This window comes from Bacillus sp. FAU18 (assembly GCF_056033885.1).
The window spans coordinates 1,741,692-1,757,067 of record NZ_JBVYHZ010000003.1; the positions used below are offsets into that span (position 1 = coordinate 1,741,692).

General features: G+C 43.8%; 15 protein-coding genes, 1 pseudogene and 1 riboswitch. Of the genes and pseudogenes, 5 read left to right on the forward strand and 11 right to left on the reverse strand.

Features of this window, described 5'->3' with window-relative positions; translation table 11 throughout:
* Nucleotides 1-17: 17 nt before the first annotated feature.
* From AC0OMU_RS09240 to AC0OMU_RS09260, 5 genes are all read right to left on the reverse strand, one after another.
* Complete coding sequence (locus AC0OMU_RS09240) at nucleotides 18-299, reverse strand: YqhV family protein (protein WP_004398639.1); 282 nt, start codon at nucleotides 297-299, stop codon at nucleotides 18-20.
* Nucleotides 300-442: 143 nt separating this feature from the next.
* The gene (gene efp / locus AC0OMU_RS09245) at nucleotides 443-1,000 is read right to left on the reverse strand and encodes an elongation factor P (protein ID WP_003226377.1); all 558 of its coding nucleotides are present in this window, start codon (nucleotides 998-1,000) and stop codon (nucleotides 443-445) included.
* A gap of 24 nt (nucleotides 1,001-1,024) precedes the next feature.
* Entirely contained in the window at nucleotides 1,025-2,086 is a 1,062-nt protein-coding gene (papA, locus tag AC0OMU_RS09250) for an aminopeptidase PapA (protein WP_015384074.1), read from the reverse strand.
* Nucleotides 2,083-2,529, reverse strand: coding sequence for a type II 3-dehydroquinate dehydratase (aroQ, locus tag AC0OMU_RS09255; protein WP_015384075.1), 447 nt, complete (start codon nucleotides 2,527-2,529; stop codon nucleotides 2,083-2,085). The genes papA and aroQ overlap by 4 nt, the downstream gene beginning before the upstream one ends.
* An 86-nt stretch (nucleotides 2,530-2,615) precedes the next feature.
* Nucleotides 2,616-3,152 carry a YqhR family membrane protein gene (locus AC0OMU_RS09260; protein ID WP_080030676.1) on the reverse strand — a complete coding sequence of 179 codons (537 nt, stop codon included), beginning with the start codon at nucleotides 3,150-3,152 and terminating at the stop codon, nucleotides 2,616-2,618.
* Nucleotides 3,153-3,378: 226 nt separating this feature from the next.
* Between AC0OMU_RS09260 and AC0OMU_RS09265 the strand changes: the two are divergent.
* Together AC0OMU_RS09265 and AC0OMU_RS09270 are read left to right on the forward strand one after the other, a co-directional pair.
* Nucleotides 3,379-4,336, forward strand: a pseudogene (locus AC0OMU_RS09265) (DUF1385 domain-containing protein).
* Nucleotides 4,337-4,375: 39 nt separating this feature from the next.
* Nucleotides 4,376-4,771 (forward strand): SA1362 family protein, encoded by a 396-nt coding sequence (locus tag AC0OMU_RS09270; RefSeq protein ID WP_003226367.1) that lies wholly within the window; start codon nucleotides 4,376-4,378, stop codon nucleotides 4,769-4,771.
* Here the strand turns inward: AC0OMU_RS09270 and AC0OMU_RS09275 are convergent.
* From AC0OMU_RS09275 to lipM, 3 genes are all read right to left on the reverse strand, one after another.
* Nucleotides 4,768-5,643, reverse strand: a complete 876-nt coding sequence (locus AC0OMU_RS09275) for a patatin-like phospholipase family protein (protein ID WP_474241109.1) — start codon at nucleotides 5,641-5,643, stop codon at nucleotides 4,768-4,770. The genes AC0OMU_RS09270 and AC0OMU_RS09275 overlap by 4 nt on opposite strands.
* Nucleotides 5,644-5,767: 124 nt before the next feature.
* Nucleotides 5,768-6,196, reverse strand: a complete 429-nt coding sequence (mntR, locus tag AC0OMU_RS09280) for a transcriptional regulator MntR (RefSeq protein ID WP_003236923.1) — start codon at nucleotides 6,194-6,196, stop codon at nucleotides 5,768-5,770.
* 99 nt (nucleotides 6,197-6,295) lie between these two features.
* On the reverse strand, nucleotides 6,296-7,132 hold the full coding sequence (lipM, locus tag AC0OMU_RS09285) for an octanoyltransferase LipM (protein WP_014664579.1): 837 nt from the start codon (nucleotides 7,130-7,132) through the stop codon (nucleotides 6,296-6,298).
* Nucleotides 7,133-7,322: 190 nt separating this feature from the next.
* Between lipM and AC0OMU_RS09290 the strand changes: the two genes are divergently transcribed.
* Nucleotides 7,323-7,703, forward strand: a complete 381-nt coding sequence (locus tag AC0OMU_RS09290; RefSeq protein ID WP_004398485.1) for a rhodanese-like domain-containing protein — start codon at nucleotides 7,323-7,325, stop codon at nucleotides 7,701-7,703.
* A gap of 130 nt (nucleotides 7,704-7,833) precedes the next feature.
* Nucleotides 7,834-9,186, forward strand: coding sequence for an IS1182 family transposase (locus AC0OMU_RS09295; RefSeq protein WP_474241110.1), 1,353 nt, complete (start codon nucleotides 7,834-7,836; stop codon nucleotides 9,184-9,186).
* 134 nt (nucleotides 9,187-9,320) lie between these two features.
* Here the strand turns inward: AC0OMU_RS09295 and gcvPB are convergent, their stop codons facing one another.
* The 3 genes from gcvPB to gcvT are packed head-to-tail and all read right to left on the reverse strand — an operon-like array spanning nucleotide 9,321 to nucleotide 13,244.
* The gene (gene gcvPB / locus AC0OMU_RS09300) at nucleotides 9,321-10,787 is read right to left on the reverse strand and encodes an aminomethyl-transferring glycine dehydrogenase subunit GcvPB (RefSeq protein WP_015384079.1); all 1,467 of its coding nucleotides are present in this window, start codon (nucleotides 10,785-10,787) and stop codon (nucleotides 9,321-9,323) included.
* Nucleotides 10,780-12,126 carry an aminomethyl-transferring glycine dehydrogenase subunit GcvPA gene (gcvPA, locus tag AC0OMU_RS09305; RefSeq protein WP_015384080.1) on the reverse strand — a complete coding sequence of 449 codons (1,347 nt, stop codon included), beginning with the start codon at nucleotides 12,124-12,126 and terminating at the stop codon, nucleotides 10,780-10,782. Before gcvPA ends, gcvPB begins: the two co-directional genes overlap by 8 nt.
* Before the next feature lie 29 nt (nucleotides 12,127-12,155).
* A complete protein-coding gene (gcvT, locus tag AC0OMU_RS09310; RefSeq protein ID WP_015384081.1) occupies nucleotides 12,156-13,244 on the reverse strand; it encodes a glycine cleavage system aminomethyltransferase GcvT in 1,089 nt (362 codons plus the stop codon).
* A 172-nt stretch (nucleotides 13,245-13,416) separates the two neighbouring features.
* A riboswitch (glycine riboswitch) is annotated at nucleotides 13,417-13,518 on the reverse strand.
* Between the two features lie 168 nt (nucleotides 13,519-13,686).
* Here gcvT and AC0OMU_RS09315 point away from each other — a divergent pair.
* Nucleotides 13,687-15,360 carry a DEAD/DEAH box helicase gene (locus AC0OMU_RS09315; protein WP_100506308.1) on the forward strand — a complete coding sequence of 558 codons (1,674 nt, stop codon included), beginning with the start codon at nucleotides 13,687-13,689 and terminating at the stop codon, nucleotides 15,358-15,360.
* Nucleotides 15,361-15,376 lie beyond the last annotated feature (16 nt).

The following is a 15,376-nucleotide window of genomic DNA, read 5'->3' on the forward strand; positions in this document are numbered from 1 at the left end:
TTATGACAAGCCTCTCTTTATTTATGAACACCCGCCAAAATCAAAACAACACCCGTAAAAATCAGAATCAGCTTTGCATACGAAAGCTGCCCTGCAATTTGGTAGATTCCGACAGTCATCGTAATGATAAAAATCAACGGACCGACAATAGCGAGAATGCTGTTAACCACAACCGCCTTCCGGACATCGTTGGTCACAAGCATGACAATTGCTGCCGTCAGCTCAATCATAGAGGATAAAACTCGTAATCCCGCCATTGTTAAAACAGTAGAATTGATATTTCCAAGTAAAAATTTCATAGCACTCTCCCAACCTCCCATTTTTTTATATGATATGCTCTAGCTTGCTGAAGTAGTCTTGTCATTTTCGTATAAAAGAAAGATTCTGTTTTTGGGCACAAAAAAAGCCTGCTCCCATTTGGGAACAGACTTCTTTTTTCTTTCTATGCTCTTGAAACGTAAGAACCGTCTGATGTATTGACAACAAGTGTGTCGCCTTCATTCACAAAGAACGGCACGTTTACAACAAGCCCGGTTTCAGTTTTCGCAGGTTTTGTACCGCCTGACGCTGTATCACCTTTAATACCAGGTTCAGTTTCAACAACTTTCAGCTCAACTGTGTTTGGAAGTTCGATACCAAGTGTTTCATCCTGGTACATCATGATATGCACAGACATGTTTTCTAGCAGGTATTTTAATTCTTCTTCGATTTGAGTTGCGCTCAGTTCAAGCTGCTCATAGGAAGAAGTATCCATAAATACGTGCTGATCTCCGTTTGCATATAGATATTGCATTGTTTTGGTTTCGATTTGCGCTTTCGCTACTTTTTCACCAGCGCGGAATGTTTTTTCCTGAATCGCGCCAGTGCGAAGGTTGCGGAGTTTAGAGCGGACAAATGCCGCACCTTTTCCAGGTTTTACGTGCTGGAAGTCAACGACGCGCCAAATGCCGCCATCTACTTCAATTGTTAATCCTGTACGGAAATCGTTAACTGAAATCATGTTTAATGTCCTCCTATATTCCAATCACAAAATAATAAGTTCTTTTGGGGAATGGGTGATTGTCCGGTTGCCGTTTTCTGTAATCACGATGTCATCTTCAATGCGGACACCGCCTGTTTCTGGTATGTAAATGCCCGGCTCCACTGTGACCACCATACCCGGTTCAAGGATAGCTGAAGATCTGACGGATAATCCCGGCGATTCATGAACTTCCATGCCGAGCCCGTGCCCGGTTGAATGGCCGAAATAGTCACCGTAGCCTTTTGCAGCAATATGATCCCTTGTGAGGGCGTCAGCCTCTTTTCCTGTCATTCCCGGCTTAATATGTGCGACGCCGAGCGCCTGAGCATCAAATACAACCTGATAGATCTCCTTCAATTGATCACTGGGCTGACCTACAGCGACCGTCCGGGTAATATCAGAACAATATCCTTTATAATAAGCGCCAAAATCAAGCGTAACAAGGTCTCCGCTTTCAATCAGTTTGTCACTGGCCACACCGTGCGGAAGGCTTGAACGAAGGCCTGAGGCGACAATCATATCAAAAGAAGAGCTGTCTGCTCCCTGGCTTCTCATATAAAACTCCAGCTCATTGGCAACAGCGATTTCAGAAATGCCGGGTTTCATAAACGTCAAGATATGTCTGAAGGCATCATCTGCAATCTTCGCAGCTTCCTCTAATATCTTAATCTCTTCACTAGACTTAATCAAGCGCAACTTTTCCACGGATTCAGCCACAGGCACTAATTCGGCATCACTGATAACGGCGCTGTATGAAGCGTAAGTGCCATATGTCAAGCTGTTCTGTTCAAAGCCGAGACGCTTGATGCCAAACGATTCAACAGTGTCGGCAGTGGTCTGAATCAGGCTGCCGCCATGTTCAATGATCTCAAAACCCTTTACCTGAACCTTCGCCTGCTCAGTATAACGAAAATCCGTAATAAACGCTGCTTTGTCACCCGATATAACAGCCAAACCCGCTGAACCTGTAAACCCTGTCATATAGCGTACATTCGTGCTGCTTGTAATCAGCATGCCGTCAATTCCCAGCTGTCCAAACAGGTTTCTTAATTTCTCTAGCTTCATCTTGATTCTCCCCCTTGCTGGCTTAATAAGTAGCGAACAGCAAGCTTGTAGCCTTCAGCTCCAAGACCGACAATCTGCCCTTTCGCAACAGGAGCGATAACCGACTGATGCCTGAATTCTTCCCTGGCGTATAAGTTTGATAAATGCACCTCTACCACAGGAAGACTGATACTTGAAACAGCATCCCTGATCGCATAGCTGTAATGACTCAGGGCGCCAGGGTTCAGAACAATCCCGCTGTATTGCTCCTCAGCCTCATGTATCGCATCTATCAAATCACCTTCGTGATTAGACTGGAAGAAAGTGAGCTGGATATGTAAGGCTTCAGCAAACTGAAAAAGATCTGTTTCAATATCGGTCAGTGTCTGGCGGCCGAATACTTCAGGCTCACGCTTCCCCAGCCGGTTAACATTCGGTCCGTTCAAAATCAAAAAATGAGGCACATAATCTCTCCTTTTCGCGAGGGTTTCTCATGTAAAAAATGTTCACTTCTCGTGAACATTTTATCATACTGGAAAAGGATTATACACTATTCTCTATGCATTCCCAGCGCACGTGCAAGCTTTTCCGAATTCAGCTCATTGTATTCAAATGAAATGGAATACCCGACAAACAGCCCGTAAAGCAAATAAATGCAAATGGTCGTAATAATTGTATCTGATGTCAGTTCGGTCACCGTGCGCACATCTGGAAAAATCGGATTAAAAACAAAAAACACGAGCAGCCAAAGCACCAAGCCGTATAAAATACCCGGCCACATTGTTTTTAAACGTTTCAATAGAAGAAAATAAAGAAACGCTGCGCCAATTGAAATTACTCCAATCAAAATGATGCTGATTACCGTTCCCAGCCCATGTTTTTTCCACTCTCCGAGCACAAACGGCTGCAATATCATATTCGGGCTGATTTCGGAAAAATGGAACAAATATGCGATATAAGCAACGAAACTCCAAAGTACGCCTCCGCAAAAACCTGTTGCCGCCACCCTGCCGGCCATTGAAACAGGCGGCTGTTGCTTCTCATTCAATTCTTCATTTTGTTCTGTATCTTTTTCGCTTGTCATCATGGCACCTCCAGTTAAAGTGTGCCCAAAAAATGAAATGTCAATAAAAAAGCTCACACTTTTTGACAGCTGCGAGTAAAATTTGAAAATAACGGGTATAATGCATGTAGAAAAAGCAAGGCTATGGCAATTTTTTCAGCCTGTCAATCTAGAGGTTTAGCGCTGTTTCCTGTACAATAGAGTGAAAGGAAATGGTTAGCAATCCTAAAGAAATAGGCAGGTTGATAATATGTCAAAACATAAAGTTCCGCCCGCTTACGGCGGGCAGGCTGTTGTGGAAGGCGTTATGTTTGGCGGAAAGCATCATTACGTTACAGCCATCAGAAGAACGGATGGAAGCATTGACTTTTTTAAGCTTCCACGCAAACACAACCCGAAACTGAACATCGTGAAAAAGATACCGTTTTTACGGGGGATCGCGGCCATTATCGAAGCGAGTGCAAACGGCACAAAGCATTTGAATTTTTCAAGCGAACGTTACGGGCTCGATCCATCTGAAGACGAGACACTTGAGCAGGAAGAAAAAAAAATCCTCCGGGCTGTCTATGTATCTCAGCCTCGCAGTTATAGGCGTCCTATCATTTTTGTTCAGTAAATTCGTATTTACATTGGGACCAGTTTTCTTAGCTGAACTGACAAGGCCGATTTTTTCCTCGGACACGGCGCAAATCGCGGTTGAAAGCCTGTTTAAGTTGATTTTGCTGCTCGGTTACATCTATTTTTTGTCCATGACACCGCTTATTAAAAGAGTGTTTCAATATCATGGAGCCGAACATAAAGTCATAAACTGTTATGAACAGAATTTGCCAATTACTGTGGAGAATGTCCAAAACCAATCTCGGCTTCATTACCGCTGCGGATCAAGCTTTATTTTATTTACGATTATTGTCGGCATGTTTGTTTATTTGCTCGTTCCGACAGATCCGCTTTGGCTGCGTGTTATAGATCGTGTCGCACTGATACCGGTCGTGCTTGGTATATCCTTTGAAGTTCTGCAGCTGACAAACAAAGTGCGTGACATTCCCGGTCTGAAATTACTTGGATACCCGGGTCTTTGGCTTCAGCTGTTAACCACAAAGGAACCTAAGGATGAACAGGTTGAAGTTGCCATCGAAAGCTTTAACGAACTTCTCAGACTCGAAGCATTGTCTGAGCAAAATCAGAAGCCTTCTCACAACGTCATCTAAAATCCGTTGCCCTGCTATTACTTTCGGAGGTGGACAGTTATGAATCATCGTGTACAACCTATTATTGCTGTATTAATTGCGCTGGGAGCGTTCGGTTTCCTCTATGTGCTGGTAACCAATCCCGGAGAAATGGCAAAAATGGCGGTAACCGTCATCGTGGCAGGTATCATTATTTATTTTATTGTGAAATATGTAATGAATCGAAATGCGGGCAGCGAAGGAGCAGCCTTCAAAAAAGCGGCGAAACAATCGCGGCGCCGGATGAAAGAACAAAAAGCAAAACACCGCGCCGGACATAAGGGACGTGTCAGCCACCTGCGAAGCGTTCCGAGCGCCAGCAAGCCTAAGCCGATGATTCTCAAGAAAAAAAGCCAGACTCAGCTGACTGTTATAGAAGGGAAAAAAAATAAAAAGAAAAACAGAGCGCTTTTTTAATAGGTCCACTGCTTTAAAAACAGCTCTGTCCGTCTTTTACCTAGCTCAATCAGGGCTAGTTTTTTTTGTTGTGTTAAATGAAAATCAGTGGCCATTACGTCATCGACAGGGAGAAAAATAATATTTTGTTCATAGCGTGACGCAATGTGCCTTGCGTCATGAGCATCCTTCATCGTTTCAAACAGGGCGCCGAACAGTTCAAAAGCGTTGCGGATATTTTTTTTCGGACGCTCTCTTTCACGCGGCGCAAGCGTGACACCGATCACAGGGCGCTTTCTTTCCTTTGAAAACAGCCAGATTGGAAAATTGCTTAACACGCCTCCGTCGACAACCGTGGCGGTGCCTGTGTCCGTTTTTAATTTTATCGGTTCAAAGAAATACGGAATGCTGCAGCTCATTCTGACCGCTCTGGCAACCGGGAACATATCAGGATTTAACCCGTAACGGGCCAAATCGTCCGGCAAAACAATCATGGTGCCGTTTGTCAGATCAGAAGCAATAAGGCGCAGAGACCCTCTCTGCAAATCGCCGAAAACCCTTATGCCTTTCGCTCTTAACAGATCAGCAATCCATTTTTCTATCGTATCGCCTTTGTATAAGCCAAGACGCCAATAGATGGACACCCACTGGAGCATCTTTAAGGGGAGAAATGAGTACCTCTGGTCCAGCAATTTCTCTCCGTCCACTTCTTCAATTAAAGCGTGGATTTCCTTACTGGTGTAACCTGACGCAATGAAAGCGGCAATAATGGCGCCGGCGCTTGTACCCGCAACTCTTCTAAAGCGGAAGCCTTTTTCCTCAAGCACTTCATAAGCGCCTGCGAGCGCAATGCCTTTTACTCCTCCGCCGGAAAACACACCGTCAATATACATCTCTTCCCTCCCCCTCCATCCGATCGTTTATTACCATTTTAAGAAAACACGCGAAGAAATAGACCAACGAATGACGGGTGGCGTCAGCGTATCAAAAAAGACGGCCTCCTTCGAGACCGCCTTTTTACTGATTATGATGTTCTGTTTTCTTTTGGATTGATTTCAGATCTTTTTTACGGGCATCATCTTCTTCAAAATATTGAACAAGATCCCCGATGCGATCAATACTGTTCCAGCTTAAATGATGTTCGATTCCTTCGACATCGTTATATATTTTCTCTTCATCAACACCAATGATTCTTAAAAACTGCTCAAGCAATTCATGTCTGTATACCAGCCGTTTGCCTATTTTTTTCCCTTTAGACGTTAACACGAGACCGCGATATTTTTCATAAATTAAATATTCGTCTTTATCTAGTTTTTGAACCATTTTTGTTACAGAGGAGGGATGGACTGCCAATGCTTCCGCGATATCGGAAACTCGTGCATATCCTTTTTCTTCAATCAGCATATAAATCTGTTCAATATAATCTTCCATACTTGGTGTTGTCATCGAAACCCTCCCAAAAAGCACCTTAACTTTATAAACCATTACAAGTTTACACTAATGAACTTGAAAAAACAAGGATGCTCCGCGGGTCAAAAGCCCTGTTTACCGCTTATAATTCCATTCATCTGAAGCGTACTTTGTTTCAGCCAAGTGATGAACAAAATCAAGCTCTTCCTGAGAAAGTTCATATGGCTCCAAATGAATGTTAAGACCTGTTTCAAATCCTTCTTTAAAAGCTTTACGAGCCTCATCCATCGTCACCCGCTTTTCAGTGAGTTCATTAATGGCAACCGCTTTATTTTTGAAATTGCGCTGCATCCGTTCTCTTACTCTTTCACTCGGATATAAGAACAGATCGAACAGCTTGTCCTCATCCAAATCAAGCAGAATGGAGCCATGCTGAAGAATCACGCCTTTTTGTCTCGTTTGCGCGCTTCCCGCCACCTTGCGCCCCTCAACTACTAGCTCATACCACGAAGGCGCGTCAAAACAAACAGATGACCGCGGATTTTTTAAGCTTTCTTTTTCTTTTTCAGTTCTCGGGATGGCAAAGTAAGCGTCCAGACCGAGATTTCTAAAGCCTTGAAGTATGCCTTCTGAAATAACCCGGTAAGCCTCAGTAACAGTCGCCGGCATCTCGGGGTGCTCTTCCGAAACAATTACGCTGTATGTCAGTTCCTGATCGTGCAGCACACCTCTCCCGCCGGTCGGGCGTCTGACGAATCCGAGATTATATTTATGTACTGCTTCAAAATTGATTTCCTTTTTAATATTTTGAAAATACCCTACAGAAAGTGTCGCCGGATTCCAGCCGTAAAAACGGATAACCGGGGGGATTTTCTTTTCGCTGTGCCAATATAAAAGCGCTTCATCAAGCGCCATATTGAATGCAGGACTTGCATTGCCTGAGTCTATAAACCGCCAAGTTTCTTTTTGCATTTTAAGACCTTCCTTACCGTTTTAATAGAATCAGTTTATCAAACTGTCGGGAAAATGAAAAATATTTTAGTTCCATTATAGATGACAATCACGCTGTGCTTTACTATAATAGTATTTGTCGAAAACGGCTCTATGACCTTGTTTTATGAAGCAGGGTTTTGATTTTATATGCTAAAGGAGTAGAATCACATTGTCTAATATGATCGTTTTGATTATTTTTGCTGCGTTTATCATCTATATGATTGCTTCATATGTCTATCAGCAGCGAATTATGAAAACACTTACCGAAGAAGAATTCCGCGCGGGTTACCGCAAAGCGCAGCTTATTGACGTTCGTGAGCCAAATGAGTTTGAGGGCGGACATATTTTAGGCGCCCGCAACATCCCGCTTTCCCAGCTGAAACAGAGAAAAAATGAGATCCGTACGGACAAGCCTGTTTACCTGTACTGCCAAAACAGTGTCCGCAGCGGACGCGCGGCACAAACCCTGCGCAAAAACGGCTGCACTGAGATTTACAACCTAAAAGGCGGCTTTAAAAAATGGGGCGGAAAGATTAAAGCGAAGAAATAAAGCAAACAGCTGTCTGGTAGACAGCTGTTCAGGCTGTCGAGAAAATCTCAACAGCCTTTATTTTTTCTTAAAATATCCATTCTTCTGTAATAAAATAAAAGAGAGACTTCAAAAGGACGGTGTCTTTCCCATGTTCCACACAAGAAATTCTTCTCAAAACGCAGCTGAATTTGTTCTTCTCGACCAACTTGTCGAAGAGGATCATCTGCTTCGAAAAATCGATAAATACATAGACTTTTCTTTTATCATTGAAAAGGTTAAACCTTACTACAGTGAAAACAAAGGCCGCCCCTCACTTGATCCGCTGATTTTATTCAAAATGATGTTTATCGGATACCTCTATGGTATCCGTTCAGAAAGACAGCTCGAAAAAGAAATTTACTACAATATGGCGTACAGATGGTTTCTCGGATTGAACATAAACGATCCAGTTCCGCACCACTCCACCATCAGCTGGAACAGACGCACACGTTTTAAAGATACAACCATCTTCCAAGATATTTTTGATGAGATCGTTCTTCAGGCCATCAATCATGACATGGTGGGCGGACGTGTCCTATTCACCGATTCCACTCACCTTAAAGCCAATGCCAACAAGCATAAATACACAAGAAAAACGATTGAACAGGATACACAAAACTATATCAAAGATTTAAATGAAGCCATCCAAGAAGATCGAGAGGAACACGGAAAAAAGCCACTAATAGTCAAAGAGGAGGTGAAAGCTGAAAAAGAGATCCGCCACAGTACAACTGATCCCGAAAGTGGATATCTGTATCGCGAAAACAAACCAGAAGGTTTTTTCTATTTAGATCACCGCACAACGGATATGAAATACAACATTATCACCGATGCCCACGTCACACCGGGAAATGTCCATGATTCTGTGCCTTATCTTGACCGATTAGATCACCAAATCGCACGATTTGGTTTTCAAGTAGAAGCTGTCGCCCTTGATTCCGGATATTTAACAGCTCCTATCTGTAAAGGATTATCTGACCGTCATATTTTTGGCGTCATTGCCCACAGACGATATCACCCTACTAGAGGCTTGTTTCCAAAATGGAAATTTCATTACGACATTGAAAAAGACAGGTACATTTGCCCGAACCAGCAAACACTCACATACTCAACAACTGACCGAAAAGGATACAGGTCATATAAATCAAATCCTGAAACATGTTCCTCATGCCCTTTTCTTGAAAACTGCACAAAATCAAAAAAACATCAGAAAGTCATCACCCGGCATGTATGGGAAGACCACAAAGAAAAGATCAGGCAAAATCGCTTGTCTGTTTCAGGAAAAAACCTCTACAAAAAAAGAAAAGAAAAAATAGAGCGAAGCTTTGCAGATTCAAAACAACTGCACGGGCTTCGCTATTGCAGGTTGAGGGGAAAACGGAATGTGAGTGAACAAGTTCTCCTCACAGCCGCATGCCAGAACATGAAGAAGATTGCCACATACCTAGCCAAGCAAAGCTAGGTATGTGGGAGCTCTTTTTCTGTTTTTGAAATCAGCTGAATACCTAAAGAAACAGCACACAACAAAAAAGCTTGTAGAAAAAACATCGTTTTCTCTACAAGCTGAACAGCTGTCTGGTAGACAGCTGTTTTTATTTATCTTTCTACCGCCTCGTATCTGAGCACCGGGTGTCTCGCCGCTTTTGTTTCATCCATTCTTTTTACAATCGTTGTATGCGGGGCCTCCTGAACAAGCTCCGGATTCTCCTCCGCTTCTTTTGCGATTTGAATCATAGCATCAATAAACGCATCCAGTGTTTCCTTTGATTCTGTCTCTGTCGGCTCGATCATGATGCATTCTTCAACATTAAGCGGGAAATAAATCGTCGGCGGATGATAGCCGAAATCAAGGAGCCGTTTTGCAATATCAAGCGTACGCACTCCCAGCTTTTTCTGCCGCTTCCCTGATAATACAAATTCATGCTTGCAATGGCGGTCAAACGGAAGATCGTAATAAGGCGCGAGCTTTCTCATCATATAATTGGCGTTTAACACTGCGTTCTCAGTAACAGCCTTTAATCCGTCAGGCCCCATGGAGCGAATATACGTATACGCTCTCACATTAATGCCAAAGTTGCCGTAATACGGCTTCACACGGCCGATCGCATGAGGGCGGTCATAATCAAACGTAAAGCGCCCTTCTTTTTTGACTATAACTGGCTTTGGCAAATAAGGAATCAGATCTTGTTTTACGCCGACAGGGCCTGAGCCGGGGCCTCCGCCGCCATGAGGGCCTGTGAATGTTTTATGCAGGTTGAGGTGCACCACGTCAAATCCCATATCACCAGGTCTCGCTTTGCTTAAAACAGCATTTAAATTAGCGCCGTCATAATACAGTTTCCCCCCCGCTTGGTGTACAATTTCCGCCATCTCTGTAATCTGCTCCTCAAACAAGCCGAGCGTGTTTGGATTCGTCAGCATAAGAGCTGCAGTTTCTTCATTCACTGCTCTTTTTAAATCCTCTAAATCAACAAGCCCATTTTCATTCGATTTCACCGTAACGGTTTCAAAGCCTGCTACTGTCGCTGATGCAGGATTCGTCCCGTGCGCGGAATCAGGGACAATGACCTTCGTCCGCTTGAAATCCCCGCAAGCTTCATGATAGGCACGGATCATCATCAGCCCCGTCCATTCGCCGTGCGCTCCGGCAGCAGGCTGAAGCGTAACCTCATCCATTCCCGTTATTTCTTCAAGGTGCTTGCTTAAATCATATAAAAGTTCTAATGCGCCTTGCACCGTGTCTTCATCCTGAAGGGGATGAATCGCAGCAAAACCAGGTATACGCGCAATTTTTTCATTGATTTTCGGATTGTATTTCATCGTGCAAGAACCGAGAGGATAAAAGCCGGAATCCACCCCGTGATTGCGTTTGGACAGCGCTGTATAATGGCGCATGATGTCCAGCTCTGAAACCTCCGGCAGCGCTGCGTCTTCGTCACGAATATAGGTGTCTGACAAGAGGTGCCCCAATTCGATTTCCGGTACATCGAGCTCCGGCAGACTATAGCCGATTCGGCCTTCTCTTGAAAGTTCAAAAATAAGTGCCTGGTCCTGATTACTCATGGCGATCCCCCAATTCCTGAATGAGTGCGTCAATTTCTTCTTTTGTTCTCAGCTCCGTTACAGCAATCAGCATATGGCAGTCCAGCTCCGGATACGTCAGCCCAAGATCATATCCGCCAATCATGCCTTTTGCCAGCAAACGCTTGTTCACAGCTCTCACCGGCTCATCCAGTTTGATGACAAATTCATTAAACATCGGCCCGTCAAACATAACGGTAAGGCCTGCTTTTTTTGCTTCTTGCTTTGCATAGTTGGCTTTTAAGAGATTTTGGCGGGCTATATCTTTTACGCCGTTTTTTCCGAGAGCAGTCATGGCCACTGATGCTGCCAGCGCATTTAAAGCTTGGTTCGAGCATATATTTGATGTTGCTTTATCCCGGCGGATATGCTGCTCCCTGGCTTGCAGGGTAAGCACAAAGCCTCTTTTTCCGTTTTCGTCTTCCGTTTGTCCGACGAGACGGCCCGGCACCTTTCTCATTAATTTTTTAGTAACGGCAAAAAAGCCGCAATGCGGGCCGCCGTACGCTGAAGGAATGCCGAAAGGCTGCGCATCACCGACGACGATATCAGACTGAAACTTGCCCGGCGGAGTGAGAAGACCTAGCGCCAGCGGGTTGGCTGAAACAATAAACATGGATTTCCCTTGATGAGCGATAGGCTCAATATCCTTTAGCGGCTCGATCCGGCCGAAAAAATTCGGGTACTGAACGATCACTGCGGCTGTGTTCTCGCAAACGGTTTGGCGCAATGCATCAAGATCCGTAACGCCATCCGCAGCGGGTACTTCAACAACATCAATATACTGACCTTTTGCGTACGTTTTCAGCACCTCTCGCGATTCAGGATGCACGGTTTTTGACACAACGATTTTTTTCTTTTTCGTGTGGCCTGAAGCAAGCATTGCTGCTTCTGCCAAGGCTGTTCCGCCGTCATACATCGAGGAGTTGGCGATATCCATGCCTGTCAGTTCACAGATCATCGTTTGGAATTCAAAAATAGCCTGGAGCTCTCCTTGTGAAATCTCTGGCTGATAAGGCGTATATGCGGTATAAAACTCAGAGCGCGAAATGACATGATCCACAATGACAGGCTGATAGTGGTCATATACACCCGCTCCTAAGAAAGAAGCGTATTGAACGGTATCACGATTTTTAGAGGCCAGCTTTGTCAGTTCTCTTGTTAATTCTGTTTCTGATTTCGCTTTTTTGATTTGATACTCTTTTTTATATTTGACGTTTTCCGGTATATCAGCAAATAAATCATCGATGCTGCTTACGCCGATAGTGGCAAGCATCTCCTGTTTATCCTCTTCTGTTGCGGGCAAATAACGGTGCTTCATGTGTTGTCTCCTCTCTCCAAGAAAAAATATTAGCGTTTATAAAATGGTGTTTTAACAACCTTTGCTTTCACTAATTTTTTGCGAATCTCTACATCTACAACAGTCCCGATCTCACTCGTTTCCGAATCAATTAAGGCAAGGCCGACGTTTTTCCCTAATGTCGGTGACTGCGTGCCGGTTGTCACCTTTCCGACAGACCTGCCATTTTGGAAAACCTCATATCCGTGCCGCGGTATCCCTTTTTCAATCATTTCGAGACCGACAAGTTTGCGCTTTGCTCCGTTTTCTTTTTGTTCACTCAATACTGACTTACCAAAAAAGTCAGACTCCTTTTTGTGCTTTACAGCAAAGCCTATACCTGCTTCAATCGGTGTAATATCCCGGGTCAGCTCCTGACCGTAGAGCGGGAGCTTCGCTTCAAACCGGAGTGTATCACGTGCACCGAGACCGCATGGAATCAATCCGTATGCATCCCCTGCATCGATGATTTTTTCCCAAATATGCATAGCATCATCACTGCGGCAATAAATTTCATACCCGTCTTCTCCCGTATAGCCAGTGCGTGAAATAAGTGCTTTGCGGCCGCTGATATCGGCTTCATCAATAAACGCAAACGGCTTTAATGCAGACACATCTGCATCTGTCAGATTTTTCAAGATCGCTTCTGCTTTCGGTCCCTGTACAGCCAAGAGCGCGATTTGGTCTGACTGATTGTCAATCTGCACATCACCTGCTGCATGTTCTTTCATCCAAGCCAAGTCTTTATCTATATTAGAAGCATTAATGACAAGCAGATAGCGGTTCTCTCCTTTTTGATAGATAAGCAAATCATCGACGGTTCCGCCATCCGGGTAACACATCGCTGTATATTGAGCACGGCCTGGCGTTAACGCGGAAACATCATTTGTCATCAATCTTTGCAAAAAAGACAGACAGTCGTTCCCTGACACTTCGACTTCTCCCATATGAGATACATCAAACAAACCGGCTGCAGTTCGGACAGCCTCGTGTTCTTTTTTTATAGAAGAAAATTGAACAGGAAGCTCCCAGCCTCCGAAATCAATCGTTTTTCCTCCATATTCCTTATACAGGTCAAATAACGGCGTTCTTTTCAGCATCTAATTCCTCCCCTTTTTCAACGGCGCAGCTAAAAAACATACAAAAAAAGGACAGAGAAACACCTCATGTAAAATGAAGGTTCTCTGTCCTGGCACCTGAAAGTTTACTTTGCATACGCAAAGACGTCCCCTTTGGTGGTTTGCGCATCCGCACAAACACTCTCCAGAGTTGCGTCGAGCAAGAGTTCTTTTGCCTGAGAGATTCACTCCGCAGTTTGCTCCTTCGGCGCCTGTATCCCGAGGTTTTCGGTCAGGTCTCTCCCCTTGCTGTCATTCGCTCATATTTTCATGCTGTTATGGACATACTATAGCAATATCTTACATCAAATACATACTCATATCCTACCATCATCACTATATGCTGGGCAACAGCAATTTGGGCAGATTTTTCTTATATTATTCATCTTAAGAATCGAAGAATAAGAAAGGCGGTTTCAAAGCAATGAATACAGAAATGATCTACGATGCAAAATGGCCTGAAGAATTTGCTGAAAGACTGAAAAACGATGGCCCTTGGGCAAACTGGGAACTGTACAAGCTCTCTGCAGAAATCCAGAAAACATTAGCAATTCCAGAGTTTGAAGGCTTACGGGCTCCTTTATATCTGCCTTCCTTTACGCCGCTCCCCCACCAGCTTGAAGTGGCGCAAAAAGTGGTTGAAAAAATGAACGGGAAAGCAATTTTAGCAGATGAGGTTGGTCTCGGGAAAACGGTTGAAGCAGGACTGATTCTAAAAGAATATATGATTCGAGGGTTAGCAAAAAAAATTTTGATCCTTGTGCCCGCTTCCCTTGTGTCACAATGGGTCAAAGAGCTTCAGGAAAAATTTTTGATTCCGGCTGTTGAACAAAAGAAAAGCTATGTGTGGGAGCAATGCGATATTGTCGTCTCATCAATAGACACCGCGAAGCGTTCGCCCCATCGAGAAATCGTTCTGTCTATCCCATATGATCTTGTCATTATTGATGAGGCACACAAACTGAAAAATAGCAAAACGAAGAACTATGAATTTGTCCGGAATCTCGTAAAAAAATATTGCCTGCTTCTTACCGCGACGCCAATCCAGAACCGTATCGAAGAGATTTTCAATTTGGTGTCCTTATTAAAACCCGGCCATTTAGGCAGTCAGAATCACTTTCAGGAGGAGTTCGCCAAGAAGAAATCCAGTTTAGAAGCGCATGAACATTTAAAAGATCTTGTGAATAAAGTCATGATCCGTAACAGGCGGCATGATACAGGGCTGAATTGGAAACAGCGCCATGTTGAAACAGTGCCGATTCAATTTTCTCCATCAGAGCAGGCGCTTTATGATGAAATTTCTCGCTTGAAGGAAAGTATCAATAAACCAGCCAGCATGTTCTCGATTATGACCTTGCAAAGAGAATGCTGTTCGAGCAGAGAAGCGGTGTATATGACGCTGAAAAAGATGCTTGATCAAAAAGAGAAACAAGCACCTGCCATTGATGAGGATACGATTTCAGTTTTAATAGAGCGCATCAATCAAGTGACACAAAACTCTAAAGCGCTTCAAGTTGTTGATTTGATCAAAAAGATCGACGATAAGGTCATCATTTTTACAGAATACCGCGCAACCCAGATTTATCTGCAGTGGTTTCTTCAGCAAAACGGCATCAGTTCTGTGCCGTTTAGAGGCGGATTTAAACGTGGGAAAAAAGACTGGATGAAGGATCTTTTCCGCGGAAAAATCCAAGTCCTTATTGCAACTGAAGCAGGCGGTGAGGGAATTAACCTGCAATTTTGCAATCACATGATCAACTATGACCTGCCATGGAATCCGATGCGACTTGAGCAAAGAATCGGAAGAATTCACAGACTCGGGCAGGAGCGTGACGTGCATATTTATAACATGGCGACAAAACATACGGTGGAAGAGCATATTCTAAAGCTTTTATATGAAAAAATTCATTTGTTTGAAAAAGTGGTCGGTGAACTTGATGATATTTTAACGAAAATTCAAGTGAACAATTTTGAAGAGCACCTTCATGACATTTTGTATCACTCAGCAACAGAAGAAGAAATGAAAATAAAAATGGATAACTTAACCTCATTTTTGTCTTATAAAAAACAGCTGCCTGCTGAAAAAAGAGGATCTTAGCCTGTAAGGAGGTTTT

Coding starts and splice junctions, on each gene's coding strand:
- AC0OMU_RS09315 (WP_100506308.1), top strand. CDS start 13,687: ATGAATACAGAAATGATCTACGATGCAAAATGGCCTGAAGAATTTGCT.
- gcvPA (WP_015384080.1), bottom strand. CDS start 12,126: ATGAAGCACCGTTATTTGCCCGCAACAGAAGAGGATAAACAGGAGATG.
- AC0OMU_RS09270 (WP_003226367.1), top strand. CDS start 4,376: ATGAATCATCGTGTACAACCTATTATTGCTGTATTAATTGCGCTGGGA.
- AC0OMU_RS09275 (WP_474241109.1), bottom strand. CDS start 5,643: ATGTATATTGACGGTGTGTTTTCCGGCGGAGGAGTAAAAGGCATTGCG.
- mntR (WP_003236923.1), bottom strand. CDS start 6,196: ATGACAACACCAAGTATGGAAGATTATATTGAACAGATTTATATGCTG.
- gcvT (WP_015384081.1), bottom strand. CDS start 13,244: ATGCTGAAAAGAACGCCGTTATTTGACCTGTATAAGGAATATGGAGGA.
- AC0OMU_RS09240 (WP_004398639.1), bottom strand. CDS start 299: ATGAAATTTTTACTTGGAAATATCAATTCTACTGTTTTAACAATGGCG.
- gcvPB (WP_015384079.1), bottom strand. CDS start 10,787: ATGAGTAATCAGGACCAGGCACTTATTTTTGAACTTTCAAGAGAAGGC.
- efp (WP_003226377.1), bottom strand. CDS start 1,000: ATGATTTCAGTTAACGATTTCCGTACAGGATTAACAATTGAAGTAGAT.
- AC0OMU_RS09260 (WP_080030676.1), bottom strand. CDS start 3,152: ATGATGACAAGCGAAAAAGATACAGAACAAAATGAAGAATTGAATGAG.
- AC0OMU_RS09295 (WP_474241110.1), top strand. CDS start 7,834: ATGTTCCACACAAGAAATTCTTCTCAAAACGCAGCTGAATTTGTTCTT.
- lipM (WP_014664579.1), bottom strand. CDS start 7,132: ATGCAAAAAGAAACTTGGCGGTTTATAGACTCAGGCAATGCAAGTCCT.
- papA (WP_015384074.1), bottom strand. CDS start 2,086: ATGAAGCTAGAGAAATTAAGAAACCTGTTTGGACAGCTGGGAATTGAC.